Here is a 23,184-nt window from a genome sequence, read left to right as displayed (position 1 = left end):
AACCACCACCACGAGGTGGCGTTGACCGCCCGCGTTTCGCGGGCGGTTTTCTTTTGATGGTGCGCAATGGCCGAAGATCGCCCGACAGGGTCCTACACCTATCCCAATACGTCCGAGGATCCCGACAGACGCGACGTGCTGCGCAACAAGCAGGATATCCGGTCGAAAGCGGAGCTGCGCACATTCGAGTATCGGGCAACGGCGTTTCGGATCGCTGAAATCCTCGAAGGCGAAGGCCCGGTCGGCAGGTTTGACGCGGCTCACCTGAAGGCGATCCACGGCCACATTTTTCAGGATGTCTATGAATGGGCGGGTCATACCCGCAATGAAAGCCCAATGGTCGACGGCCATCGTGTCGAGCCGATCGGCGGGCTTTCAAAAGGAGAAACCGCCTTCCTTCACGGATCCCGTATTGAGATGGGCCTCAATGAAGCCTTGAAGCCGATCAGCGATGCGAATGTTCTTCGTCATGCGTCGCAGGAAGAATTCATGACGCGGGCGGCGCAAGCTCTCGGCGAACTGAACTATGTGCATCCCTTCCGCGAAGGCAATGGCCGCACGCAGGAAACCTTCATCACCATGCTCGGGGCACGGTACGGGCATGACATCGATCTGACCGTCATCAGCAAGACGCGCATGATCGAAGCCTCGATTGCCTCGACCAATGATCCGTCGAGCCCGGCGCTCAGGCATGTTCTCGAGGATGCGATCGAGCCGAACCGGCGCGAAGCATTGGAGGCTGCCTTTTCCGATCTCCACGAGGCCGGCGAAGATCCGTTGGAGCACTATGTACGCACGGCCCGGATGGGTGAAGAAGTCACTGGCCAGGTTCTGGGCCGCGACGATCGTGTCGCGACCCTTGTGACCGATCACGGCATCGTCGCGGCCAATCGCGCCGATCTCCCTGGCGAGCTTCCCTCCGAAGAGGACGTCGTGCGCTTTACGGCGCGCTCCGACTTTTCCACGCTCGGCTGTGCAGAGCAGGTCCAAGATGCAAAGCACCAGCAGCAGGTTGCGCCAGAGCAGGCTGCGGATGAGCACAGCGTTTCTAACCGGGCGCCGGGTGCGGGCCGTGACGGCGGCCGGGATGCCGACGACTTCGATCGGTAATGGCGGTAAGGCGTCGAGCTGTTCAATGATGGCTCAGTGGCGGCAAAGCAGCAGCCACTGGTCTGCGCCCTCCCCTGTCTCTTGGGTTGTTTGACGGTCAAGCTACGACAGCCCCTCCCCCGTTCAACCGCGTGCGCGGTCCTCCTCTCCGTTGCGGCCCTTTGGGTGAACGGCATCGCTTTGGCTATCTCCGGTTCTTGCCGTCAACCAAGAGACAGGAGACGGCCATGCAGACCAACGATACCTACCAGTGCATCACCGACGCGATCATCGAACAGCTCGAAGCCGGCACCAAGCCCTGGATCCGGCCATGGCGTGGCAACAGCCGCGGCTCCCTGATCCCGCGGCGCGCGAGCGGCGAAGCCTATCGCGGCATCAATGTCCTGATGCTCTGGCTGTCCGGCCAGCTAAGCGGCTATGACGAAAACACCTGGATGACATATCGTCAGGCGGCCGAGCACGGCGGACAGGTCCGCAAGGGCGAAAAGGGCACCCTCGTCGTCAAATACGGAACCTTCACTCCGAAGGAACGCGAAGACGACGAGCAGACAATCCCCTATCTGCGCGGATACACGGTCTTCAACGTCGAGCAGATCGACAACCTGCCGGACTACTTCACCGCCCCGGTCGAGCCGGTTATTGCCGCGCCCGTTCCGGTCGACGACCGGGCCGAGCGCTTCATCGAAATGACGGGTGCGGCGGTCACTTACACCGGCACGCAGGCCTGCTATCGGCCGGCACTCGATGACATTCTGATCCCTGCCCGTGAGCGGTTTCACGACGAGGTCCATCTATACAGCACAATCTTTCACGAGATTGGCCACTGGAGTGGCGTCAAACATCGTCTCGATCGAGATCTCTCCGGTCGGTTCGGAAGTGCAGCTTACGCAGCCGAGGAGCTCGTTGCAGAAATGTCTGCTGCCTTCGTCTGCGCAGACCTTGGGATCGCTCACGATCCACGCGACAATACAGCCAGCTATATCGACAGCTGGCTGAAGATCCTCAAGGCGGACAAGCGTGCGATCGTCACGGCCGCAGCAAAGGCTCAGGCCGTGGCGGATTACCTCCAAAGCCTCGTTGGCGGGGATCGGGTGGAGGCCGCTTAGCGGCCTCTCACTTCGGGTTGCATGGCCCTTGGTCAGCGGCCTACCCATGACGCAAATCCCTGTCGCAATAGACGACTCACCACGGGGTGAGTCGTATGATTCCTGCTCCTGCAGCGCGAGGGGATAAGCGAATCCGTCGGCCTTAAAAGTTCTCGACTCTTTTTTCGTGATACCTTGGTGCTCGCGACGATTCCCCGCAATCGCTTGTTCCGCTTGGGTTTTACGATCGCGGAAGGCCGAGAAGTGCTGCAGAAACAAGCGCTTGTTAAGGGTTCGTTTACCCTAAATTCCTTGCCACGCTCTGGGAATCGGGCAATTGTCACGATAATTAGATCAAATTCTCAGAATTATCGTGACTGAAGGCGAATAGCTCAATGAACGTGAAAATGGCCGCTTCGGAGAAAGTGACGAGTTTCGCGGATACAATCCTCGCACAGGGCGGGGACATATCCTCAAAGCTCGACATGCTGCGGCTGGAAAAATTCCCGCCGAACGCGCAGAAGACGCTTCGCCAATTTTCACTGGCGGAGGTCGCTGATTTTGTCGGCGTGTCGCAGAGCTACCTCAAGAAGCTGCACCTCCAGGGCAAAGGCGTCGAGCCCAGTACGACCTCGACTGGCCGGCGCTATTACACCGCCGACCAAGTCAACGAGCTTCGCCATCTTCTCGATCGCGTGCCGCATCGACAAGGCCACGAGAAGCTTCAGGTCATCGCAGTTGTCAACTTCAAAGGTGGCTCTGGTAAGACCACAACCTCGGCCCATCTTGCCCAGTTCCTCGCCCTGAAGGGCTATCGGGTGCTTGCCGTTGATCTCGACCCTCAGGCATCGCTCACCGCGCTCTACGGTATCCAGCCAGAGTTGGACGAGAAGAAGTCCTTTTACGAGGCATTGCGATATGACGACGAGCGCAAGTCGATCAAGGACGTGATCCAGCCCACCAATTTCCCCAATCTCGATGTCGTGCCTGCCAATCTCGAACTGCAGGAATATGAGTACGAGACACCGATCGCTATGCAGCGCAAGGACTCCACGGCCGGCAAAATGTTCTACACCCGTATTGGCGATGCGCTGGCGGAAGTCGATGATCGCTATGACGTCGTTGTCGTCGACTGCCCTCCCCAGCTTGGCTATCTCACACTGACCGCGTTGACTGCAGCGACATCCGTGCTCATCACGGTGCATCCGCAGATGCTCGACATCATGTCGATGTCTCAGTTTCTTTTGATGCTCGGCGAGATCCTGAAAAGCGTCGAGGCCGTGGGCGTCGACGTTTCGCTTGATTGGTTTCGTTATCTGGTTACGCGCTACGAACCGACTGACATTCCGCAACAGCAGATGGTCGGGTTCATGCAGTCGATGTTCGCTCAGCATATGATGAAGAACCATATGGTGAAGTCGACCGCGGTTTCGGATGCGGGCCTGACCAAGCAGAGCCTGTATGAAGTCGAGCGCGCCCAATTTACGGCTACGACATATGATCGAGCCCGAGAGTCGATGGATGCTGTTAACAACGAAGTTATCGAGCAGCTTCAGAAAGCTTGGGGGCGGCGTATTGGCTAATCAATTGTCAGCCGTACAGATCGCGAGATTTCCCAACGAAAACAGCTGTGTTGTCGAACACGGAGTATGCTCCCATGGCGCGTAAAAACGTATTTGCCAACATCACTTCTCCTTCGAACGAAGTGACCGAGCGCAAGGCCACACCAGGCTATGCTACCCACGGTGCCTCGCGGTCCATGATCAGTTCGCTGAGTGAGCTTCGGGATAAGGTTGCGCAAGCGGAACAACATGTTCCTGGCGAAACGATCATCGAGCTCGATCCTGAGCTTCTCGACTCCTCGTTCGTCTCGGACAGAATGGGGGTTGATGACATCGCGTACGCCGAGCTGCTCGAAGCCATCCGGGAGCGCGGTCAGGATTCGCCAATACAGGTCCGCCCTCACCCGACGGCCGACGGCCGCTATCAAATTGTCTTTGGGCATCGTCGCGCGCGCGCGGCAAAGGATCTCGGCCGGCCGGTCCGCGCTGTGGTCAAAGCAATCTCAGATGCAGACCATGTCATTGCCCAGGGGCAGGAAAATTCCGCGCGTGAGAACCTCTCGTTTATCGAGCGGGCAATGTTCGCTCAGCGGCTGGTAGAGCTGTCTTACGATCGCTCGACGATTCAAACCGCGCTATCCGTCGATGCACCAATGTTGACGCGAATGCTGTCGGTGTCGGGTCGTGTTCCGGCGGAAATCGCAACTGCGATCGGGGCGGCCAAATCCGTCGGCCGTGATCGTTGGACCGAATTCGCACAGCACATCGAGAGGCCGGCAACGCTTGAACTGGCGCGGACCCTTGTTGACGATCCGGCATTCCCTTCGCTCACGTCCGATGCGCGTTTCGAACTTTTGGCGAAGGCGTTCAAAAAAGCAGCGAAGCCCGCAAAGCGCCCGAGCAACGCGAGCGAATGGCGCGCAGATGATTCGAGCGTGCGGGCAGAGTTCAAGGGTAGCGGTAAAAGCTACTCGATCGCGCTGAAGGCAAATGATGCGGGAAGGTTTGGTCGGTTCATTGCCGAAAACCTTGATCGTTTGCATCAGGAGTTTCTGAAAGCAACTGAAACAGAAGGAAAATAGCGGCAAAGAAAAAGGCCCCCAAACGTCACCGTCGTGGAAGCCTTCCTCATTCCTAAGCAGCTTGAGAATCGCATTTCCATGAATCGCAGTCAAGAGTCTTTGGCGCCAGTTTGGTGAGCGGATTTCTTTTGCCTTTAGAAAGGTGAGAGGGACATGCAAACAGGAAATGTGACGACGCCGTTCGGGCGGCGGCCGATGACGCTTGCCTTGGTCAAAGGTCAACTAGCGACGGCCAACATCAAGGCGGGAAAATCCGTCGACAAGTGGAAGGTTTATCGTAGCGCTTGCGAGGCGAGGGCGATGCTCGGTCTACGTGATCGCGCGCTTGCGGTCCTGAACGCCTTGCTGACGTTCTACCCCGAACAAGAGCTGAGCGAGGAGAGCAACCTCATTGTCTTCCCGTCAAATGCGCAGCTGGCGATCCGTGCCAACGGTATCGCAGGCACGACCCTGCGTGAAAACCTGGCTCTCCTTGTTCAGGCTGGACTAATCCAGCGCAACGACAGTCCCAACGGCAAGCGTTACGCTCGCAAAAGCAACGATGGCGGAATCGAAACTGCATACGGGTTTAGTCTGGCGCCGCTCCTTGCGCGTTCAGAGGAACTCGCGGTCATGGCTCACCAGGTTGCCGAGGAGAGCCGGCGGCTACGCGTCATCAAAGAGCGGATCACCATCACGCGTCGTGATATCCGCAAGCTCATCTCAGCAGCAATGGAGGAGGGTGCGGCGGGCAACTGGCAGTCGGTCGAAGATGCCCTTGTGTCCGCCATAGCGCGCCTCAAGACAGCAAAGACCGCTGTTTCGCTGGAGGCTTGCCTCGACGAACTGACGTTGCTGAGCGAAGAAGCCGTCAACATGCTGGAAGTTCAGCTTATTCCTCAAGAATCCGACACCAATGATAGCGGAAATCGTCATCACATACAGAATTCAAATACCGAATCCTTAAATGAACTTGAACCTAGCTCTGGAAAAGAGCAGGGCGAGAGGGCGGTGCAAAAGCCGAGGGCGCCTGCCGTGCCGATAAAGGCTTTCCCATTGGGCATGGTGCTTCGGGCTTGCCCGCAGATTTCCGATTACGCGTCGGGGGGCGTAATATCGAATTGGCGCGACCTGATGACGGCTGCGGTTGTCGTGCGCAGCATGCTCGGGGTCAGTCCGTCGGCATATCAGGAGGCCTGCGAGGCGATGGGGCCGGAGAACGCCGCGGTCGCGATGGCCTGTGTACTAGAGCGGGCAGGGCACATCAACTCACCAGGGGGATACCTGCGCGACCTGACAAGGCGCACGGAACGAGCGGAGTTTTCTCTCGGCCCGATGTTGATGGCGCTGCTTCGGGCAAATGAGACCAGCGGGCGGAGGTTGGCATGACCGCTTCGAGTAGGACGGCACCCAAACGCTACCGTAAAATTAGGTTGTCAGCCGTACAAAGGCGTACTTTTGCCAATGATTACATATGGATGGCGCCATCGCCGCTCGCTGTCTCGGTTAGGCGAAGGGCAGAAGAGCCAACGGTGGCGTGGCTGCCCTCCCTGCGCGGAGATCGGCAGCGAACTGGATGACGATTACCAGATCAAAATCCCTCACAGGCTTGGTCATCACTCCGACAGCGCCTTCTATGCCGTCACGACGACCTCGGGATTAGCGGTCATGAATACAACGGTGGACCCATTGAGCACGAGATTTCTTCCAATTTCCGGGCCCGTCGCGCCGTCAAGCAAATTGACGTCGACGAGGGCGATGTCCGGCACCCCTGACACGCGTGCGACATCGGCCCTAGAAGCCGCGACGGCTGCCACATGATAGCCGAGAGAGTGGACGGAATCTTCAATCTCCATCGCTATCCGTGCCTGATCTTCTAGGATGAGTACATTGAATGTCCTCTTTGACCTCGGTTGTGTAGAGTCATAAGCTGACATCCGCGTGTTTGTTCCGGAATAATCCTGAATCCTTTTGGTGAGCTCACTGCCGCAGATTGTTATCTCTCCCCAACCGACCCGCCAGGTCCTCCCAACGGCATTGTAAAGGTAAACCTGGTCTCGTCCTTTCCAGAGGATACGTCCAAAGCGCCGCCATGCGCCGTTGCGATCTGTTTGGCGATGAAAAGTCCGAGGCCGAGGCCGTTCGTGTAACTGTTAGGCTGCCCGCGAACAAAGGGATCGAAGAGAGTTGGGATCACGGCATCCGGGATCGGCTTGCCGCCGTTGGTGACGGACAGGCGCAGTTGGCCATCTCGCGTTTGACAATCAAGGCGAATGGGTTTGGTCTCGTCCCCATGGGTCAAGGCATTGCCGAGAAGGTTCGATACCAACTGTCCAATTTTCAGGGGATCGCAGGTCAGCGGCTGGAGGAACTCGTAGGACGTGAGAATTCCATGGTCAGGATGAACTGCTCGCAGTTCCAAAACGACCTGATCGATCAAGGGCTGCAGCGACTGTTCGGTATGCAGGCTCAGGCCGATACCGCTTCCTAGCCGGGCACGTGCAAAGTCGAGGATGTTTTCAATCAGGCTCGACATCCGCAGCGCGCTGCCTTGCATCAGTCCAAGGACCTGCTTGCCGCGGTCGCTGAGCGCTTCCTTGGCCAGCATACGTGTCGCGGCAGTGATCGACGCAACAGGATTTCGAAGGTCGTGACTGAGAATGGCTACGAACTGCTCCCGAAGAACTCCATCTGCTTGCTCCTGCCGAAATCCTTCCTCAGCACTGTCTCTCTGGCTGACCAGCTCTCGTTCATACAACCGGCGCTCGGCAGCCAGCACGAAAGCAATACGCGTCGTGTCCGGCAGACCGGCCGCATCATATGTCTGCGAGGCAGACATGATCACGGGAATGGCCTTGCCATCGCGTCTCTTGAGATCAATGGTGACCTCACTTACCGCCTGCTGCAGCCTCAGCAGCGGTGCGAGATTGGTCTCGTAAAGAATGCGCGCGGCAATGCTGAGAATATCGCGCAGGCGCTTCCCATCTATCCCACCGGATTGATATCCGAGGAGTGTCGATATCCAGTTGTTGGCATGGATAATCTCCCCATTTGGGGCGACCAGAAGGTAGCCGCATGGCGCATCGTCGAACAGTTGCTTATAATTCAGTTTAGCCAGCTGCTCCGTCATGCCGGTGTTTCAACGAAGTCCATGATCGCCCTCGTGACCTCGTTGGGTGCGCTTAGATTAGGACAATGTCCGGTGGCGTCGAGAAGGACGAGCTTGCTGCCCGCGACGTGGGCTCGAACATACTCGCCAACGTTTTCCCCGGCGATGATGTCGTCGCGACATTGAAGGATCAAAGTTTTCGCCGTGACATTCGGCAAATCGGCACGATTGTCGGACGTGAACGTGGCGCGCGCAAACTGGAGCGCGATCTGCGGGTCGGTCCGGCAGAAGCTCTGTGTGAGTTCCTGGCCAAGCTCCGGCCGCTCGGCGTTACCCATGATCGCGGGAGCCATGGTCGCAGACCACGCGAGAGGATTGTCGGCAAACGAGGCCAACAGCTCGTCGATGTCGGATCGCTCGAACCCACCAACATACTCACCGTCGTTGATGTATCGCGGGGAGGGGCAAACCATGATCAGCGTATCGAAGATTTCAGGGGCCTTGAGCGATGCTAGCGCGCCGATCATCGCGCTCACCGAGTGTCCGACGAAGATTCCATTTCGGATCTCGAGCTCACGACAGAGATCGACGATGTCTGCGGCGTAGCCATCCAGAGATGCATATTTCGCAGGATCGTAAGCTGTCAGATCGGATTGGCCAGCACCGACATGATCTATGGTTACGACTGTGAAATTCTTCTTGAAATGAGGCGCCACGAACCGCCACATGGCCTGGTCACAGCCAAACCCGTGGGCGAAGACCATGGTGCGATCGCCTGAGCCGGCGACTTTTACGTTGTTTCTGCTGAGAACTGACACTGGCTTTCCATCAAGAGGATCTTGCCACCTCTCGACGTTCGGATGGAAAGTCTCCTCAGACTATTGCGTTTCGGGTTGCTCGTCCATGTAAACAAACAATGGGCGGCAGCTCGCCAACCGACGGCCTTTGGCGGCATAGCCCGCTCAATCGGGAACGATGTGTCTCCCCGAGGGTTCTCTCATCAAGCGGATCGTTAAACTGTCTGGCAATGGACTTCCCCGGCATATGACCGGATAGCGATTTGGAAGACCGTGCGTGCCCGCTCGATACAGGAGATCCCATTATGGGTTCCACAGCAGATAAAGTTTCCGGCAAGGCGAATGAAATGACCGGCAAGGCAAAGCAGGCCGTCGGCGGCGCCACCGACAACAACAAGCTCCAGGTAAAGGGTGCCGCCCAGGAAGCAAAGGGTGATGCACAGCAGTCCAAGGGTGAAGCCAAGGACGCGGTGAAAAAGGTCGTCGACAAGACCTGATAGTTACAGCCGGAGAATGAGATATGGCCCGCAAATGCGGGCCATTTTTATGTCACTCGGGCGAAGGCTCGGCGGCTTCAGGGCCGCCCGCGGGCTGGCCCGCTCGCTTCACCGCTTCTCTTGAGGGCCTTGTCATCTCCGCCGCTGGACTGCGTCTGTCGCTGCACACCGCCGGCTGATGTGTCGGGTGTCTGCTGCGTACGGCCTTGCTCCGTGTGACGCCCTTCGTCGATGTCAGCATCGCTGATAGACGGCAAATGCAGAAAGACCTCACGCTTCTCGCGTTCGGCCAAGGCCTCGACGTTCGCTTGCCAGAATGCTTCCGCATCCATCGGGTCCGTTTCCCACTCACGAATATTGACGATGTTGTCGTCCACTTTCGCCAACCGTCGGCCACCTAACTCCAGATATCGCATCGCCGTATCGTAAGATGGTGTCCGTCGGTCCTCGTCGGCGAGCGGCTGCGGGTCATGATCGTCCGTTTTGCCCAGGATTTGGAGGAGGGAGTAATACTAGGGCTTGCCGACGCTGACTTCGAGAAACCGATCTATAGAGCTCCTGGTCTCATGTCCGCCAGACGATGCGTTCGCTCTGTGAAGAACCATCGCCTCACCGGTCGATGGATCGGTTTCAAGCGACCAGCTGTCTCCATTGGCGCTGAGCGAAAATGTTTTGCCGTCAGTCATATTCCGGCTTCCTTATCGGTGAGAGCTGCCCCAACAGGGTGCTGAGGACAGAGGCAATGCAGTGCTGCGGTTGACGCGCTTGGGTCCAACGGCAGCATGAACGCGTTAGTTGGCTCCTCTTTCAATCGTCTATGATGTGAAATCTACGGCAGCTGTAGCGGCACATAAGCTAAACAGCGGTAGGACACTGATTGTTCCGGTCGCCCGCCAGCGGAGCATCGCTGCCGGCCCACTGCGACAATTTCCGCGGCAATCTCGTCGATTAGAGCTCGAGCTGGACAAGCGCTCTTTTGAGGGGAGCATCTGAAATCTGAATCGCGCCAGCAAAGGGAACGTCCATGTCCAGGACAAGATAGATTGACGCCGCCATGAGACCGGCAGAGACCACGAACATGCCCGCTATCACTGGGTTGAATGGTGCGCGATATCCAAAGGACGCAAAGATCAACGTCAACCAGGCGATCAGCATGACGACCAACGGTGTAGGAATGATCCCCTCGGATTGCTCTACTAGGGACCAGCGTTGCTCGACGATCTGCCGATACTGGCGCTGCGCATCGGTTACAAGGGAAAGGTGATACCCGTCGGTCGGTTGGAGCATGGCGAGATGATCGCCAATCGTTGCAAGTCGTTGTTCAGCCGATCTGGAGCCCGGTGCTTGGTTGGCACGCTCGGGCGCATCGATTGCCGCGGCTAAATAGTCTTTCAGGCTTTGCCGTGCTTGGACAGCACCCAAGCCATACGTCCGCAAGCTACGATCGAGGAGGATAATCTGGGTGGCGTAGGAATGGACATTGCGGTCAATCGTTTCGTAGGTCGCCTTCGATGAATTGATCATCAGTCCGAACACCAGCGACGTCATAATCGCAAAAATATTCGCGATCAGCCTGACGATGGTGTTTGTCTCGTCGTCTCTGTGGTGAGCCGGAAGCCGCGGGCAAAGCCACATGACACCGAACGCCGCACTGATCAAAATGAAAAACACCGCAGTTGAACCGATGATTTCTTCCAATGACAGCTATCCTTGATCGTGAAAGCACGTTCGCGACATTGCGCGGAGTTTTGTGTAGATTTCAGAAACCCGCCGATCTCCAGGGCGGGGCCTCCAGAATTCGAAGTTATCGTTCTCTACGCTGCATCAAAAGAGCAGAATTATTCTCCGGCTGCCCCGCCCCATGGTCAAAAGTGCAGCGTTTGGCGCGTATCACAGAAGGCGTGCCGCACGCCCACTTCGCCGCGTCGCGTTATTGTAATAGCTCGACGCCTGCTGCACCGAGCGATGACGAGATTGCTCCATAGCCTCGGGGAGGGGAATGCCGCGATTGGCAGCCTCGGTCAGGTATCCCGAACGCAGCCCGTGCGCCGAAAACTCCCCAGGCTCCAACCCGGCCAGCGCGGCGCGCTGCTTGACGATATCATTGACCGATTTCGGATCGAGCACCCGCTTCGATACATTGCCCCATCGATCGACCTTTCGGAACACGGAACCCATCTCGATCCTTGCTGCGGTCATCCAGGCATCGAGTGCCTCAACCGGCCGCCCAGTGAGATAGACGACCTCGTCATGATCGGAGCCCGAGGTTTTGGTGCGGCCAAGATGAATGGCGAGAGAGGGGAGGGGAGGGGAACCGTCGACAACGATCGGCGGTTCGACGGTCAGCTGTTCCCGGCGCAAACCGGCAATCTCGCTGCGCCGACGGCCGCCAGAGGCAAACGCCACCATCAGGATCGCCCGGTCGCGGAGATCGCGCAGACTGTCGCTCGCACAGGTCGCCAGCATTTTGGCCATAACATCGCCGGTGACCGCCTTGGCGCTCTTTCGCTTTCGCGGCCGCGGCGTGGCCCGAACGGCGAGCCGTATCGCGGACTTGAGGGCAGGGGAGGCGAAGGCGCCGGTCAGCCCGCGCCATTTCGTCAGGGTCGACCAGGTGGCCAACCGTCGGCGCACCGTATCGGGCGCATGCGGGCCGGTCACTTTTAGAAACCCCTGGCCACGGAGGTTTTGCTCCACGGCCGAGGGCATGCCATGCTCTGGATCGGTTTCGCGCTTTGCCGGATCCCACAGATGATGCGCAACGAACTTTAGCAGCAGCGCCTCGGGCGCCGGCCACGGCAAAGACTTTCCTGTCGACGCCAGCGACCAGGCCTGGAGATAAGCGAGATCAGACGTGAGTGCCCGAAGGGTATTTGCGCCCATGCCTTCGTTGACGAGATGGCGTAGCGTTTCGACATCCTGGTCAGTGAGCAACTCGGCGAGTTCGTCACGCCGCTCCATCGGCAGAACGGCGGCGATGGTATCAAGCTCTTCAGCGCGGGCCTCGACCCCGGTCAGCTTTTTACGCATCAAAATCGTCTCCGATAAATGCGACACCGGCCCTGCATGCCTGCAGGACGGCTGCAAGGTTTGATCGATGGCAGGCTTCGTAGAAGGCGCGGGTCTCGTCCGGCATATCTGTCGGCATGGTGACCATATCCTGCAGCCGAAAGCCTTCTCTGCCGGCAAGAACCGACGCATCGGTCCGAACATCCGAGAGGCCGGCAACGCGGCCGCGTAGCCGGGCAAAATAGCGGAGGTTCGCATCGACGACAGCGGGGGCAGCGCTTTGGCCGTGGGCGAGAACGACGTAATCCGCCTGCAGGTCACGGATCCGCGTCAGCGAAGCGCAAAGGGCGCGCAGGTCGGCAGGATCGCTGCTCCAGACTTCCGGAATCGGGAATTCGACAGCGTCGACCGCCAGGCAGGTGCGCAGTTCAGGGATCCAGACGGCGACGTGGTCCGGTGTGTGCCCCGGTGTATGAATGAGCTCCAGGGTCAGGTCGCCACCATGAACTGTCATGATCTCACCCGTGAAGGTCATCGTCGGGGCAAAAATCTCGACGTCCTGAAAGCGCCGCTTCCGCTTTTTCTCTTCGAGGGTTTTTCGTGCTGTCGGCTGGCGAAGCCGGTCCGAAGCTGTGGCATGCGCGATGATCGGCACGCCCCGGTCGAGCGCCGCGTTGCCCCAAAAATGATCCCAGTCCATATGCGAGTTGATCACCAGGAGAGGGCGGGCTGCCATGTGTTCGGCGAGCAGGCCAAGCGCCTGCCGGCACAAGGCGGGCGTTGCGAGCGTATCGACCAACACGTTGTAGCGCGCAGTTCGGATGAAGACCGCATCCACCTCGTCACCCGCCCGCAGGATGATGATGCGTTCGTCGAGCACGGGATAGGTAGCGAGTTGAACGGTGGGATCCATCGTGCGTTTCCGAGGCCAAATCGAGCGGTTTCAAACGGCGCTGAGGCCATGTCGTGGGTCGATTCTCGCTGATTTGCGACTCCAGATCAATCACTTCCGATAAGCGATACTTATCGGCGGTGAGCCACCGCGGGCAGCTTTGTCGGATGTGACGAACTGCAATATCGATATGGCGTTCGCTTAGGAGATCGTTTACCATAATTTCAATGGCTTACGATCTCGCGAAAATCAGCATGACAGCCCTGATGCGGCCGGCTTTCGACGCCGGCATTGCGCTCACCCGTCTCGATGAGCGCATTGCTCGTTCGCCGGTCGGCGCCGGCTTTCTCGAACGGCAAAATTTCGCCGATGCCTGCGGCTCGCTGTGGATCGACGGCGAACTCGTCCATCTCGAAGACCTCGTCCTCCACGACGCCCTTCGCGATACCCGCATCCCAACCCACGAACTCACCATCGCCCACGACGTGCTGCGCACCCGTCGGCGGATTTCTGGGCAGTCGCCGGACTGGGCACTATCGCCGGACGGTTTGCGCGCGCTCCGGCAGACATCGGACGTCAACCTGGTTGGCATAGAGGCGATGAAGCCGGCCGGCGTCTCTCGGACCGCGGTCCCGGTCGGGCAGGAAGGGGAGGGTGACGATGATGATGACAGCGAAAAAAATCTGCCGGGCGTCGACTATGTCGCCATCGATGCGACGCTGGCGCGATCGTCGGCCGCGATCGCGGACGCAACACGTCCCGGCCGAGCCGGCGGCCGCGCGACGGCCATCCGTCCGGAAAAGGACCCGATGATCTATGATCTGGAATGGGACGAGGATACCCGACTCGACGAATGGCGTGGCGTACTGCGCCAGGCCGAAAATCTGCCAGCGGTGTCGCGGGCGATCATTGCCCTCGATGCTTGGAACGAATTGTCCGTGCTGCAGCACGCGTCGTGGCTTGGCCGGCTGTTTGCCGCGTCGATCCTTCGGCAGGCCGGCCTCACCACCGGCGCGCATCTCGTTGCCATTAACCTTGGCCTCAAAACCATACCCGTCGATCGGCGCCGGCATCGTGACCACGAAACCCGGCTGCTCGCCATCGCCCATGGTTTGCTGGCGGCCGCCGAGATCGGCATGAAAGAGCATGACCGGCTGATGCTGGCGAAGACGATGATGGACAGAAAGCTCGAAGGACGGCGAACGTCTTCAAAACTGCCGGGACTGGTCGAGCTCGTCATGGCACGTCCCCTCGTCTCGGCCGGGATGGTGGCGAAAACGCTCGACGTCACGCCGCAGGCGGCGCGGCGGATCGTGACGGAGCTCGGCCTGCGCGAGATGACGGGGAGGGGGAGGTTTCGGGCATGGGGGACTTTCTGAAGTTGCCGTCGCACGCAATGCGGCATTCGTTACAAGCGCTTAGGAGGCCCCTAAATTACCGCCATCCGACGTCAATCCGCATTTGCCTCAGCGGCAATCTGGTAAGGGGGAGGCCGCTCTTGCGATCGAACAGTGAGCTGATTGATCTGGCTAGCTCTTTCGAAACCGGACGAACGCTTCCGGGATCTGAATTTCCCGCCATCGACCGAGCTGCTGCAGGTTGCCGATGTAGCCGCGATTGCGCGACAAGATCATTCGGATAGCTGCAGGACTGGTCCGGTTAGCCTAACTGACGGATGGTGGCATTCGCCCGTTTGCCGAGCTTGATATAAAGCTGCACAGCCCTCATGCGGTCTTCGTACGAATACATGAACTATCTCCTGTGAGTCCAAGTTTTCGTCCGCACCCCCAAGGGGTCAATATTCCGCGCCGATTGACACATGGGTCAGGAAACGATCATACCAGCGATAGAATGTCGGCCTTGAAATGCCGAGCCGGTCGAGGGTTTGTCTGGCCGACAGGTGCGATTGCTCGACCAACCGGATGATCTCAAGCTTCTAGGTGGCGGGATATCTCATTCGTCGTCGCCCCCATCCGCGAACATGCTTTTTTTGAGTAGGCGGTTTTCTAGGGTAAGATCAGCCAGCGCCTCTTTCAGGGCGCGGCTTTCACGGCGCAGCGCCTTGACCTCGTCGCTGGTCGCCGAGCGAGCGGTATCGCCCGCGAGCCGCTTCTTGCCCGCTTCGAGGAATTCCTTTGATCAGCTATCATACAGGCTCTCGGGGATCCCCTTACGGCGGCAGATCGCAGCTATGCTGTCTTCGCAACGCAGCCCTTCCAGCACGATGCGGATTTTGTCTTCCGCAGAATGTTGCTTGCGCGTCGCGCGGCGAATGTCCTTGATCGTCTTCTCAGCCGCCGATGTCTGCGGCCTGGTTTTCTGTCTCATCTTCGCTTCCTTCGATGGAGCTACGATGAGCCTAAAATCCTCTCTTCTCAATTAAACCAAATCTGTCTCAGGGGCGCTGATCCGGCACATTCAAATGGGCGTGTTGGTGACTTCCAATCTTTAGAAGTTACTTTCTTCGAGCCAAGCGTCCAGGAATGGCTGGCGTGCGAATTCAACGTCTACTTGCTTCAAAAGCGCGTGGTGACAAAGAGTACGTGCGCGCCAGTGAGCTGGCCCGTGCTTGGATTTGAAGTGACTGTTCATCCATCGGAGCGCGTCGGCTGGGCCGGTGATTGTGGTGTCAAGCAAATCCGCTTCGCCTACATAGACTGGCCTTGTCCACGTCAATGAGAAGGATATCGCAACAACCTCGCCCATTGCCGAAGCTAACGAATTTTGTCGGGAGCCGGTATTGAATTTTCAGTTTTCGGGTTCCGCTTTAGCCCGCGCAGCTGGACCATAAGGTATATCAAGGCGGATTGGGTGTTCGTTATGTTGGATGACATAGGACCGCCAGTTTTTCGCAGGCGGGAGCGTTGCTCTCAGCCGCCAGCGCCCTGTTGAAACGATTTGCTGACGATCCAGTTCTTATACGTCATAAAATTAGAAACGTCTATTATATTTGTCCGGTACCGGACATTTGCGAATTTGGAGCCATAGGTCTTGTTCATGTCTGCGGCAAATCTTTCTAATTGCCGAATGAACCTATCAGCCTACGATATTCGTCCTCAGCAGGACCATACGTGCCGCTGGCGAAGCCTTCCAAGCCCTTTCGATCGCGGACCCTTATACGATTTCGTCCCGATGATATGAGATGTTTCCCTTCCAAGACATGGAGCGATGTAGTGATACTTTGTCTGCGCACCGCAAGCATAACTGAGAGAAACGCGTGGGTCAGATCGATCGTCTCTCCGTTTGATCTGTCGTCACACATCAGGAGCCAGCGGGCGAGACGCTGCTCGATGTTGTCAGTGGCGTTAGAGAGTGCCGTATAGGATGTCTGGACAGACATAACTTGGGCAAATCGCAGCAGTAAAGAGCGAAGATTGAAACTCTCCTCGATTGCGTGCGACAGCTGGATGCTTTGTATCCTGTAGCCGCGTCCCGAAACCTGCATGAATGCTGCGAAGGGTGTCGTGGGCACTTGCATCACGATAGAGGTCGGTGACATTCCTTCGTGCCCGAAAATACCTATCTCGGCTTTGTGCCCACCACTCGTTTCAGCAACGATCGAACCTATGCCGGTATCGAGAAAATAGCAGTAATTAGTGATCTTCCCAGGAGATGACAGTTCATAGAGCCTTGGCAACTCCACTGCTTCCAAGTGCGGTGCCAGCCGAGCAAAATCATGCGGCTCGAGTGAGGAAAGAAGTCTGTTCCGGATTATTAATTGTGGGACGATGGTCATTCTCTCAACCTCAGTGAGGGCAAGAGCAATGATAATCTCCTAGCCGTTCGCGCCACGCAGTTACGAACGATCTCGCATCGTTTGCTCCCAGCGTGGCGGATGTATGTCCACTGAAGAGAAAGGCACGCAAGGTCTAACCCTTCAATGTCCGATAACGGACATTGAAGGGTGACGGCCAAAAGAATAAATTTGGTTCAGGCGGCACGTTGGTGATCTAGGTTGCCCGGCGTGGATTAATCGACGTTAAGCACATCGCACAACACCTAATCCACCGTTTGTTTGTTTCTTGTTCTCTGTCCATTCGCAACAACTCACGCGAGTATTTGTGAATGCTAATATTGCGCTGCAGGTGCTAGGCTAAAAAAAGCTGAGACTTGTATGATGTGCCGGAAACGGGCTTCTGTCCGAAATCGGACCAATAGCTTTGCCGTCTTTCCGCCGCGGTTATGAGAACGTTCCCAGCCCGATTCGACAGTAAAGACGGCGGTACCCGCTTCGATGCGGAATATTGAAAGCCAAATTCTAGATCAAAAGTCATCTCGCAATAAAGCTCACTGGCTTGGCATGTAATTGAAGATGTCGGAGACCACCCCCACGGAGCTCCTTCCCGCGATGGACGCATGGCTGCTTCAGAACCGCCTGCTGGGTAATACTTGCAACAGCCGGGTCGTCGGTTCACAGCGGTTCTAGAGCAAAACGACGAGGTTGGCTCGGACGTAGTCTGAGCCGGCACCCGCACCACGTTTCCGTGTCTGATCGCGGATAGCCGGGGTGACAAGCTTCGGCTCTGCCGACGCAGTCGCTGGTTTTTTGGCCATGGGTCAAGCTCCCGGATAGGGGGTAAACGGCGACTTCGAAAGCAAAAAAGGCCGCCTCGAAAAGCGGCCTGATCATTTGCGGAGGGAGTTTAGCTGGCCTTCTTCAGCGCAGGTTTGGCGCTGGACGAGCCTTCGCGCTTGGCATTGGCTTTCCCTTCACCGAGGACCGTCAGCTTCTGGTCAGTGGCGATCTCTTCCTGCAGTGTTGCGTCCAGCAAGGTGACAGCCTCCTTCATGCCGAGCTGCTTGGCCCAGGATTTCAGAGTGCCGTAGCGAGCGATCTCGTAGTGCTCGACGGCCTGAGCCGAAGAGATGAGGCCGGCATCGAGCGCCGCTGTGCCCTTGTATTCTTCCATGATCTCTTCGCCTTCAGCGAGGATGCCCTGGATGGCTTCGCAGGTCTTGCCGCGGGCCGGCTTGCCAATGAGTTCAAAGATCTGCTCGAGACGTTCGATCTGGCCCTGGGTTTCGTCGCGGTGCGTAAGGAAACCGGCCTTGCCTTCTTCCGACTGAGCGGCTCGCGCCATCTTCGGCAGAGCCTTCAGGATCTGCTTCTCGGCGAAATAGATGTCCTTGAGCGTATCAAGGAAGAGATCGTTCAATGTCTTTTCGGTAGCCATTTGAGTATCCTTAGGTTGAAAATCTATACGAATGCTAGATGTCGCGCCCGTAAGGGGCGCGATCTGGATCAGAGTGCAGCGTTGCGGTAACGACCGCGTTCCTCTTCGACTTCGTCGGCTTTGTAAGGATCGAGCGTATCGTCAAACCGGGTCCAGCCGTGCTCTTTATAGGACGCGCGGCGCTCAGCCGGATCAACCCAGTTCGACCGCTCTAGGATTACCTCGGCGTCGGGAGCGAGTGCATCGTCCACCTTTGCGGTTACCAGCGAACCGCCGCGGCGAACACCTTCGGCGTAGACATGCGCATCCTCTTCAGACACGCCCGAGTTCGTCATGGCGCCGATGATACCGCCCGTCGCACCTCCGGCAACCGCACCCGCGACAGCGCCCGCGGCGGTTGCCGCCAACCAACCTGCCGCCACAACGGGGCCTACACCGGGAATGGCCATCAGGCCGAGACCTGCCAGCAGACCGCCCGCACCGCCGACGGCTGCGCCGATACCAGCGCCCGTGCCGGCACTTTCTGCCGCGTTCGACGTGTCCGCATGGCGGTTGTCGACATTGTTGGAAACAATGCTGATATCCTTGGATGGCACGCCGGCGGATTCCAGCGCGCTGACAGCGGCACTAGCGTCGGAATAGTCATCGAAGAGTCCTGTTACAGGTTTCATGATCAAAATCTCCTATTGAATGTGTTGAATTATTTGGCAACGACGTTGCCCTGGTAGTCGAGCGCGACGTTGACGGACTTTCCGTCCTTCATGCCGGTGGCCATCCAGATGCCCTTGTCGTCCTTCATCAGGTTCTTGACGTCGGAGAAGCCTGCCTTCTCAATGCGGGATTTCGCCTGATCCTGGGTGAAGCTATTGGCGCCCTCGACGGGTGCGGTCGCATTCTTGGTATCGGGCGTTGCTACGGCCGGGGTGTCACCGCTGGAGTTAGCGGCCGGTGTCGTCTGGGAATGCGCAGACAAAGCGGACGCGCTGATGAGCGCCGCGGCAAGAATTATGTTTTTCACTGAAGTTTCCTCTCGTATCGAATCCGTATTCACAGACCCGTGAGCATCTAACCTCTGCCGAGCAGTTTCGTTCCGAAATAAACCGGGAATTGTGCTTGCCGTCGCGACCAGAGCTTGCAGCATTGTCTGCGCAAAGGGCTGCCCGCCCCCCTCACGGAGGGGGCAGCTTTTATCGCTCTACCGTGATCAGGATTGCACGCTTGCCGCTACATTTGATAGCAGCACCACACTGACCGGTAGAATACGATCCAAAGTATGCCACTACCAACGCGCTACTTAACGATGTGGATCTTAGCATCTCCCCTTCGATCCAGAACATTGGTTGCCACGTCGTTTCCGTACCGATGCATTCGAAAATCGGCTGAAGATGAACCGATCTTAACGTTCCGCAGGACAATCTCATCCAAGAATCGTGGCATGGTCGGTCTACGGAAGCGGATTTCATTCTCACTGTGGGCCTGCTCGAGACCAAGACACGCCCCCAGAATTCCGAAGGTGGCTGAAGCGGCCCATGCCTGCGGAGAGCAGGCAACCGGATATGGCGTCGGACCTCGACCTGGTTTCCGGATAAAGCCACAAAATAACTCAGGCAGACGCCGCATCTCCTGCCCTTTGGCAGCGTCAAAAAGACCTTCGAACACGCGCGCCGCCTCCTCCTTAAGGTCGTATTGCGCAAAGCCGATTGCGATCGCGGCATTGTCATGCGGCCATATGGACCCGTTATGGTATGACATAGGATTATATCGTGCTTCACCCTGAGCAAGCGTCCGGATCCCCCAACCGCTAAATCCATCCCTGCTCAAAAGTGTTGCCGCCACTCGCTTGGCATGTTCTAGCGAAGCGATCCCGGAAAACAGTGCATGTCCGGCGTTAGAGCTTCGCACTCGACAGGGCCGCTTCATCCCGTCAAGTGCCATAACGTAAGTCCCAAGGTCCTCGTCCCAGAAGTCAGCTTCAAAACGGAGACGCAGTTTTGAAGCTGCTTCTTTTAGTTCGGCAGCCATATCGTGGTGCCCGAGCCGTGCAGCCATCTGAGCTGCAAACCGCTTGGCCGCGAATACATAGCCCTGAACCTCGCACAAAGCGATTGATCCAACTGCGTCGGTACCATCTTCGTGGAAGATTGAGTCGTGGGAGTCCTTCCAGCCTTGATTCTTAAGGCTACCGTTGCTCTCGGCTTGATATTCAACATAACCGTCGCCGTCACGGTCTCCATAGTCGTCCATCCAACGCAACGCAGCGCAGATGTTGGGCCACAACTCGATTACGGTCTCCAAATCGCCCGTGGCGTCCAGATACATTCCCGCCAGCATTATAAAAAGAGGCGTTGAATCGACACTTCCGTAGTAGCGGCCGAATGGAACCTCGCCAAGATTGGCCATCTCGCCACGGCGCATCTCGTGAAGGATCTTGCCCGGCTGCGCATCCGACGAGCGGTCCACTTCACTGGCCTGCATCAAAGCTAGGGTGCGCAGGACGCCCCGCGCAATTGAGGGATCCATCCACAGCATGAACATTGCAGTGAGAATTCCGTCGCGTCCAAAAATCGTGCTGAACCAAGGAACCCCCGCATATGGATAGGAGCCGAATGAGGTTGAGGTGGTTAGCATATAGACGTCAGAGGTTGCACGACATGCGACCTCGTTGAAGAGCTCGCTTGAACTCTCCACGGTCGCAATATCACGTGTTTGGGCTCGCCTGGCGCGACGGCTCGCACGGTAGGCGCGGAAGAAATCCAGCACAAGCGCCTGTTCCCCTTCAATGCAGGCAACCGTCAAAAATATCGAAGTCTTCTCGCCCGGTCTTAGTACGAGCTCAAAAGTTGCCCGGTTTGCCTCAAGGAATTTCGGAACAGGAGCGAAGGCGATCGAGGTTTGCCGTTCAACGTCATCAAGGCCCGTGTACAGAAACTCAACTCTGTCAGGCGGACTTATACGGGACGTCTCGTGTCCCCGCTTCTCCCGGTTTAGGCCGCGGACTTCGAACAAGTCGCGGAAGTCAGCATCGAACCTATAATCAATCGTCAACTTGCGATCGCAGGTCGTGAAGTTCCGTAAGCTGAGCCGCTCGTAAAAGACGCCTTTGAACAGGAATTTTGTGCGTTGCAGGAATATCGTTTCTCGGGGAAGCGTCCCCAAATCATCTTGGATCTCGGGGTTTGTAAGATCAACGGAGAGCGCCGCCTTGTCATCATGACTGGACGAATTGAGCAGCAAAAGCTTACGCCCCTGAAAGCGAAGCTCTAATTTCGAGAGGAATCTCGTATCCCGATAGAATAGCCCTTCTGCGGTATTTGTGCTGCCAATATCTCCGTGGCTGTTTAAAACAACAAAGCTATCCCCATCCTTCAGGTTTTGGAGCGACTCACCGACAAGAGAGGTTTCCACAACGAGATCGTACCGAGCGGTGTCGAGCTCCTCCGCTAAATTCTTCGATGCTTCACTATCCATCGTCATGAGACGGACCGGTAAATAGAAGCCAAGCTAGCGCCAGCGGAAAGATTTGTCGCGGCAGTCAGTGGCCCTACGGGTGTCGGAAGACCATATTCCGGTGGACGGTGATTTGGAAACATAGTGGGCGACGGTTTCGACAGGCGTTCGTATTCGGCGACGTAGTTCGATGCCATCCGGGTAGATGTGAACCGCTGTTCAAACCGCTTCCGCACCGCCGTGCGGTCAAGAGTTATGGACATATGAACTGCTGTGACAGCTTCTTCGATCGTCTCGACGATAAACCCAGTGACACCCTCATCCATAACCTCTGGAACTGACCCTCGCCGCCAAGCAATGGTCGGCGTGCCTTCTCTCATTGCCTCGATCATAACCAATCCGAATGGCTCAGGCCAATCAATTGGGAAGAGAAGGGCAATGGCGTTTCCAAGGAAATCACGTTTCTCATGATCACCGATCTCGCCGATGAACTCGATCAGTGGGTGGTCGAGCTGCGGACGAATGACGTGATCGAAGTAGTCTTGGTCCGTTGGATCGACCTTTGCTGCAATCTTCAGCGGAATTCCGGTTCGCTTTGCAATTTCGATTGCGCGGTCCGGCCGTTTCTCAGGCGCTACTCGGCCCAGAAAGGCGAGATAATCACGCTTTGGCATATTTTTCGGCGCAGGTCCTTGTGGAAGTCCATGCTGAATGGTGGCAAGCCAGTTTGCGTTTGGCAGCGGCAAACGCTGATCATTGGAGATGGAGACCAGCGGCATCTCCGGAAAAGCGCGGTAGACCGGATGAAAATCCGGCAGATCAAGCCTCCCGTGTAACGTCGTCAAACACCGTGTCGAAGAATCTCGAAAGCTGGGAAACTGAAGCAAATCGACATGGAAGTGGATGACGTCGAATGACGAAGCCCGGCGGCGAACCTCTTCCAGCATCACGAGGAGACTTGCGGTGTGATCCCGTATGCCCGCCAGGCGCAAGCCCTGAGGCACGGCCCGCACGAGTTCAGCAGAGGTTTCTGAGTCTGCGCTGGCAAACAAGGTAACATCGTGACCCTGCTCGACAAGTTCTTCCGTGAGCCAGGAGACGACGCGCTCGGTGCCGCCATAGAGTTTGGGCGGAACTGATTCCGCTAGTGGTGCGACTTGCGCTATACGCATTGGATCGTTCTCTGTTGTGCTAAGCACCAGTCCAGCAAGATATTTCGTAGGACCGCCAGCATCCGCTCACGAGGGCGTTGCTAATGCACAAGAACAGCGTAAACAGTACATGGAGCGACAGGCGGTTTTGACTAGGCTTGTGCGCTGAAATACCTGCCTTTGCAGCCTAATATTCGCGTTTCTGGCCACCATAAACATCCTTGGCTCTCAATCCGTAGTCATAAGCCGTGAGAACGACGATACCGAGAACTTAGCCTGTTTAATCATTG

At 57.3% G+C, this 23,184-nt stretch carries 23 protein-coding genes and 1 pseudogene; 7 read left to right on the top strand and 17 right to left on the bottom strand.

Annotated elements, in window-relative coordinates:
• The first annotated feature begins 66 nt into the window (after positions 1-66).
• The 5 genes from HNQ72_RS24800 to repC all read left to right on the top strand — a co-directional run bounded on the left by HNQ72_RS24800 (position 67) and on the right by repC (position 6,207).
• Complete coding sequence (locus tag HNQ72_RS24800) at positions 67-1,110, top strand: Fic/DOC family protein (RefSeq protein WP_183996341.1); 1,044 nt, start codon at positions 67-69, stop codon at positions 1,108-1,110.
• A gap of 227 nt (positions 1,111-1,337) precedes the next feature.
• Positions 1,338-2,216 carry an ArdC family protein gene (locus HNQ72_RS24795; RefSeq protein WP_183996340.1) on the top strand — a complete coding sequence of 293 codons (879 nt, stop codon included), beginning with the start codon at positions 1,338-1,340 and terminating at the stop codon, positions 2,214-2,216.
• A 374-nt stretch (positions 2,217-2,590) separates the two neighbouring features.
• Complete coding sequence (repA, locus tag HNQ72_RS24790; protein ID WP_183996338.1) at positions 2,591-3,778, top strand: plasmid partitioning protein RepA; 1,188 nt, start codon at positions 2,591-2,593, stop codon at positions 3,776-3,778.
• Between the two features lie 74 nt (positions 3,779-3,852).
• On the top strand, positions 3,853-4,839 hold the full coding sequence (repB, locus tag HNQ72_RS24785) for a plasmid partitioning protein RepB (RefSeq protein WP_183996336.1): 987 nt from the start codon (positions 3,853-3,855) through the stop codon (positions 4,837-4,839).
• A 153-nt stretch (positions 4,840-4,992) separates the two neighbouring features.
• Positions 4,993-6,207, top strand: coding sequence for a plasmid replication protein RepC (repC, locus tag HNQ72_RS24780; protein ID WP_183996334.1), 1,215 nt, complete (start codon positions 4,993-4,995; stop codon positions 6,205-6,207).
• Positions 6,208-6,452: 245 nt separating this feature from the next.
• Here the strand turns inward: repC and HNQ72_RS24775 are convergent, their stop codons facing one another.
• From HNQ72_RS24775 to HNQ72_RS24765, 3 genes are all read right to left on the bottom strand, one after another.
• Positions 6,453-6,674 carry a hypothetical protein gene (locus HNQ72_RS24775; protein ID WP_183996332.1) on the bottom strand — a complete coding sequence of 74 codons (222 nt, stop codon included), beginning with the start codon at positions 6,672-6,674 and terminating at the stop codon, positions 6,453-6,455.
• 140 nt (positions 6,675-6,814) lie between these two features.
• Complete coding sequence (locus tag HNQ72_RS24770) at positions 6,815-7,948, bottom strand: PAS domain-containing sensor histidine kinase (RefSeq protein WP_183996330.1); 1,134 nt, start codon at positions 7,946-7,948, stop codon at positions 6,815-6,817.
• The gene (locus HNQ72_RS24765) at positions 7,945-8,745 is read right to left on the bottom strand and encodes an alpha/beta fold hydrolase (protein WP_183996328.1); all 801 of its coding nucleotides are present in this window, start codon (positions 8,743-8,745) and stop codon (positions 7,945-7,947) included. Before HNQ72_RS24765 ends, HNQ72_RS24770 begins: the two co-directional genes overlap by 4 nt.
• Positions 8,746-9,029: 284 nt before the next feature.
• Here HNQ72_RS24765 and HNQ72_RS24760 point away from each other — a divergent pair, with 284 nt between their 5' ends.
• Positions 9,030-9,221, top strand: coding sequence for a CsbD family protein (locus HNQ72_RS24760; protein ID WP_183996326.1), 192 nt, complete (start codon positions 9,030-9,032; stop codon positions 9,219-9,221).
• A 77-nt stretch (positions 9,222-9,298) separates the two neighbouring features.
• On the opposite strand, the gene HNQ72_RS24755 is transcribed toward HNQ72_RS24760, so the two are convergent.
• From HNQ72_RS24755 to HNQ72_RS24735, 5 genes are all read right to left on the bottom strand, one after another.
• Entirely contained in the window at positions 9,299-9,607 is a 309-nt protein-coding gene (locus tag HNQ72_RS24755) for a hypothetical protein (protein WP_183996547.1), read from the bottom strand.
• Positions 9,608-9,733: 126 nt separating this feature from the next.
• The gene (locus HNQ72_RS24750) at positions 9,734-9,907 is read right to left on the bottom strand and encodes a hypothetical protein (protein ID WP_183996324.1); all 174 of its coding nucleotides are present in this window, start codon (positions 9,905-9,907) and stop codon (positions 9,734-9,736) included.
• 262 nt (positions 9,908-10,169) lie between these two features.
• On the bottom strand, positions 10,170-10,919 hold the full coding sequence (locus tag HNQ72_RS24745) for a bestrophin-like domain (RefSeq protein ID WP_244654541.1): 750 nt from the start codon (positions 10,917-10,919) through the stop codon (positions 10,170-10,172).
• A gap of 192 nt (positions 10,920-11,111) precedes the next feature.
• On the bottom strand, positions 11,112-12,251 hold the full coding sequence (locus HNQ72_RS24740) for a tyrosine-type recombinase/integrase (protein ID WP_183996322.1): 1,140 nt from the start codon (positions 12,249-12,251) through the stop codon (positions 11,112-11,114).
• Entirely contained in the window at positions 12,244-13,143 is a 900-nt protein-coding gene (locus HNQ72_RS24735) for an MBL fold metallo-hydrolase (protein WP_183996320.1), read from the bottom strand. The genes HNQ72_RS24740 and HNQ72_RS24735 overlap by 8 nt, the downstream gene beginning before the upstream one ends.
• Before the next feature lie 206 nt (positions 13,144-13,349).
• Between HNQ72_RS24735 and HNQ72_RS24730 the strand changes: the two genes are divergently transcribed.
• Positions 13,350-14,501: an RHE_PE00001 family protein gene (locus HNQ72_RS24730; RefSeq protein WP_183996318.1), complete on the top strand. Its 1,152-nt coding sequence runs from the start codon at positions 13,350-13,352 to the stop codon at positions 14,499-14,501.
• 449 nt (positions 14,502-14,950) lie between these two features.
• Here the strand turns inward: HNQ72_RS24730 and HNQ72_RS24725 are convergent.
• From HNQ72_RS24725 to HNQ72_RS24690, 9 genes and pseudogenes are all read right to left on the bottom strand, one after another.
• Positions 14,951-15,450: pseudogene (locus HNQ72_RS24725) on the bottom strand (helix-turn-helix domain-containing protein); the annotation flags it as partial.
• A gap of 120 nt (positions 15,451-15,570) precedes the next feature.
• Positions 15,571-15,828: a DUF982 domain-containing protein gene (locus HNQ72_RS31375; protein ID WP_373289487.1), complete on the bottom strand. Its 258-nt coding sequence runs from the start codon at positions 15,826-15,828 to the stop codon at positions 15,571-15,573.
• A 310-nt stretch (positions 15,829-16,138) separates the two neighbouring features.
• Positions 16,139-16,858 (bottom strand): Crp/Fnr family transcriptional regulator, encoded by a 720-nt coding sequence (locus HNQ72_RS24715; protein ID WP_183996315.1) that lies wholly within the window; start codon positions 16,856-16,858, stop codon positions 16,139-16,141.
• Positions 16,859-17,544: 686 nt separating this feature from the next.
• The gene (locus HNQ72_RS31000) at positions 17,545-17,676 is read right to left on the bottom strand and encodes a hypothetical protein (RefSeq protein ID WP_280518289.1); all 132 of its coding nucleotides are present in this window, start codon (positions 17,674-17,676) and stop codon (positions 17,545-17,547) included.
• A gap of 89 nt (positions 17,677-17,765) precedes the next feature.
• Positions 17,766-18,296, bottom strand: coding sequence for a YciE/YciF ferroxidase family protein (locus HNQ72_RS24710; protein ID WP_183996313.1), 531 nt, complete (start codon positions 18,294-18,296; stop codon positions 17,766-17,768).
• Positions 18,297-18,364: 68 nt separating this feature from the next.
• Positions 18,365-18,967, bottom strand: a complete 603-nt coding sequence (locus tag HNQ72_RS24705; RefSeq protein WP_183996311.1) for a general stress protein — start codon at positions 18,965-18,967, stop codon at positions 18,365-18,367.
• Positions 18,968-18,996: 29 nt separating this feature from the next.
• Positions 18,997-19,314 (bottom strand): PepSY domain-containing protein, encoded by a 318-nt coding sequence (locus tag HNQ72_RS24700; RefSeq protein ID WP_183996310.1) that lies wholly within the window; start codon positions 19,312-19,314, stop codon positions 18,997-18,999.
• A gap of 272 nt (positions 19,315-19,586) precedes the next feature.
• Positions 19,587-21,770: an amylo-alpha-1,6-glucosidase gene (locus HNQ72_RS24695; RefSeq protein ID WP_183996307.1), complete on the bottom strand. Its 2,184-nt coding sequence runs from the start codon at positions 21,768-21,770 to the stop codon at positions 19,587-19,589.
• Positions 21,767-22,915 carry a glycosyltransferase family 4 protein gene (locus HNQ72_RS24690; RefSeq protein ID WP_183996305.1) on the bottom strand — a complete coding sequence of 383 codons (1,149 nt, stop codon included), beginning with the start codon at positions 22,913-22,915 and terminating at the stop codon, positions 21,767-21,769. Before HNQ72_RS24690 ends, HNQ72_RS24695 begins: the two co-directional genes overlap by 4 nt.
• Positions 22,916-23,184 lie beyond the last annotated feature (269 nt).

It is taken from the genome of Aliirhizobium wenxiniae, from assembly GCF_014201355.1.
GTDB classification, from domain to species: domain Bacteria; phylum Pseudomonadota; class Alphaproteobacteria; order Rhizobiales; family Rhizobiaceae; genus Neorhizobium; species Neorhizobium wenxiniae.
Note: the sequence above shows the minus strand (reverse complement) of the source record. Positions and strands in the feature narration are given on the sequence as shown.

Bases quoted from the DNA above. Each gene is read 5' to 3' on its own strand.
- HNQ72_RS24800 (WP_183996341.1), top strand. From the start codon at position 67: ATGGCCGAAGATCGCCCGACAGGGTCCTACACCTATCCCAATACGTCC.
- HNQ72_RS24690 (WP_183996305.1), bottom strand. From the start codon at position 22,915: ATGCGTATAGCGCAAGTCGCACCACTAGCGGAATCAGTTCCGCCCAAA.
- HNQ72_RS31000 (WP_280518289.1), bottom strand. From the start codon at position 17,676: ATGGCCAAAAAACCAGCGACTGCGTCGGCAGAGCCGAAGCTTGTCACC.
- HNQ72_RS24695 (WP_183996307.1), bottom strand. From the start codon at position 21,770: ATGACGATGGATAGTGAAGCATCGAAGAATTTAGCGGAGGAGCTCGAC.
- HNQ72_RS24750 (WP_183996324.1), bottom strand. From the start codon at position 9,907: ATGACTGACGGCAAAACATTTTCGCTCAGCGCCAATGGAGACAGCTGG.
- HNQ72_RS24730 (WP_183996318.1), top strand. From the start codon at position 13,350: ATGGCTTACGATCTCGCGAAAATCAGCATGACAGCCCTGATGCGGCCG.
- HNQ72_RS24710 (WP_183996313.1), bottom strand. From the start codon at position 18,296: ATGGCTACCGAAAAGACATTGAACGATCTCTTCCTTGATACGCTCAAG.
- HNQ72_RS24775 (WP_183996332.1), bottom strand. From the start codon at position 6,674: ATGGAGATTGAAGATTCCGTCCACTCTCTCGGCTATCATGTGGCAGCC.
- HNQ72_RS31375 (WP_373289487.1), bottom strand. From the start codon at position 15,828: ATGGGCGAGGTTGTTGCGATATCCTTCTCATTGACGTGGACAAGGCCA.
- repA (WP_183996338.1), top strand. From the start codon at position 2,591: ATGAACGTGAAAATGGCCGCTTCGGAGAAAGTGACGAGTTTCGCGGAT.
- repB (WP_183996336.1), top strand. From the start codon at position 3,853: ATGGCGCGTAAAAACGTATTTGCCAACATCACTTCTCCTTCGAACGAA.
- HNQ72_RS24795 (WP_183996340.1), top strand. From the start codon at position 1,338: ATGCAGACCAACGATACCTACCAGTGCATCACCGACGCGATCATCGAA.
- HNQ72_RS24735 (WP_183996320.1), bottom strand. From the start codon at position 13,143: ATGGATCCCACCGTTCAACTCGCTACCTATCCCGTGCTCGACGAACGC.
- repC (WP_183996334.1), top strand. From the start codon at position 4,993: ATGCAAACAGGAAATGTGACGACGCCGTTCGGGCGGCGGCCGATGACG.
- HNQ72_RS24760 (WP_183996326.1), top strand. From the start codon at position 9,030: ATGGGTTCCACAGCAGATAAAGTTTCCGGCAAGGCGAATGAAATGACC.
- HNQ72_RS24715 (WP_183996315.1), bottom strand. From the start codon at position 16,858: ATGACCATCGTCCCACAATTAATAATCCGGAACAGACTTCTTTCCTCA.
- HNQ72_RS24770 (WP_183996330.1), bottom strand. From the start codon at position 7,948: ATGACGGAGCAGCTGGCTAAACTGAATTATAAGCAACTGTTCGACGAT.
- HNQ72_RS24705 (WP_183996311.1), bottom strand. From the start codon at position 18,967: ATGAAACCTGTAACAGGACTCTTCGATGACTATTCCGACGCTAGTGCC.
- HNQ72_RS24740 (WP_183996322.1), bottom strand. From the start codon at position 12,251: ATGCGTAAAAAGCTGACCGGGGTCGAGGCCCGCGCTGAAGAGCTTGAT.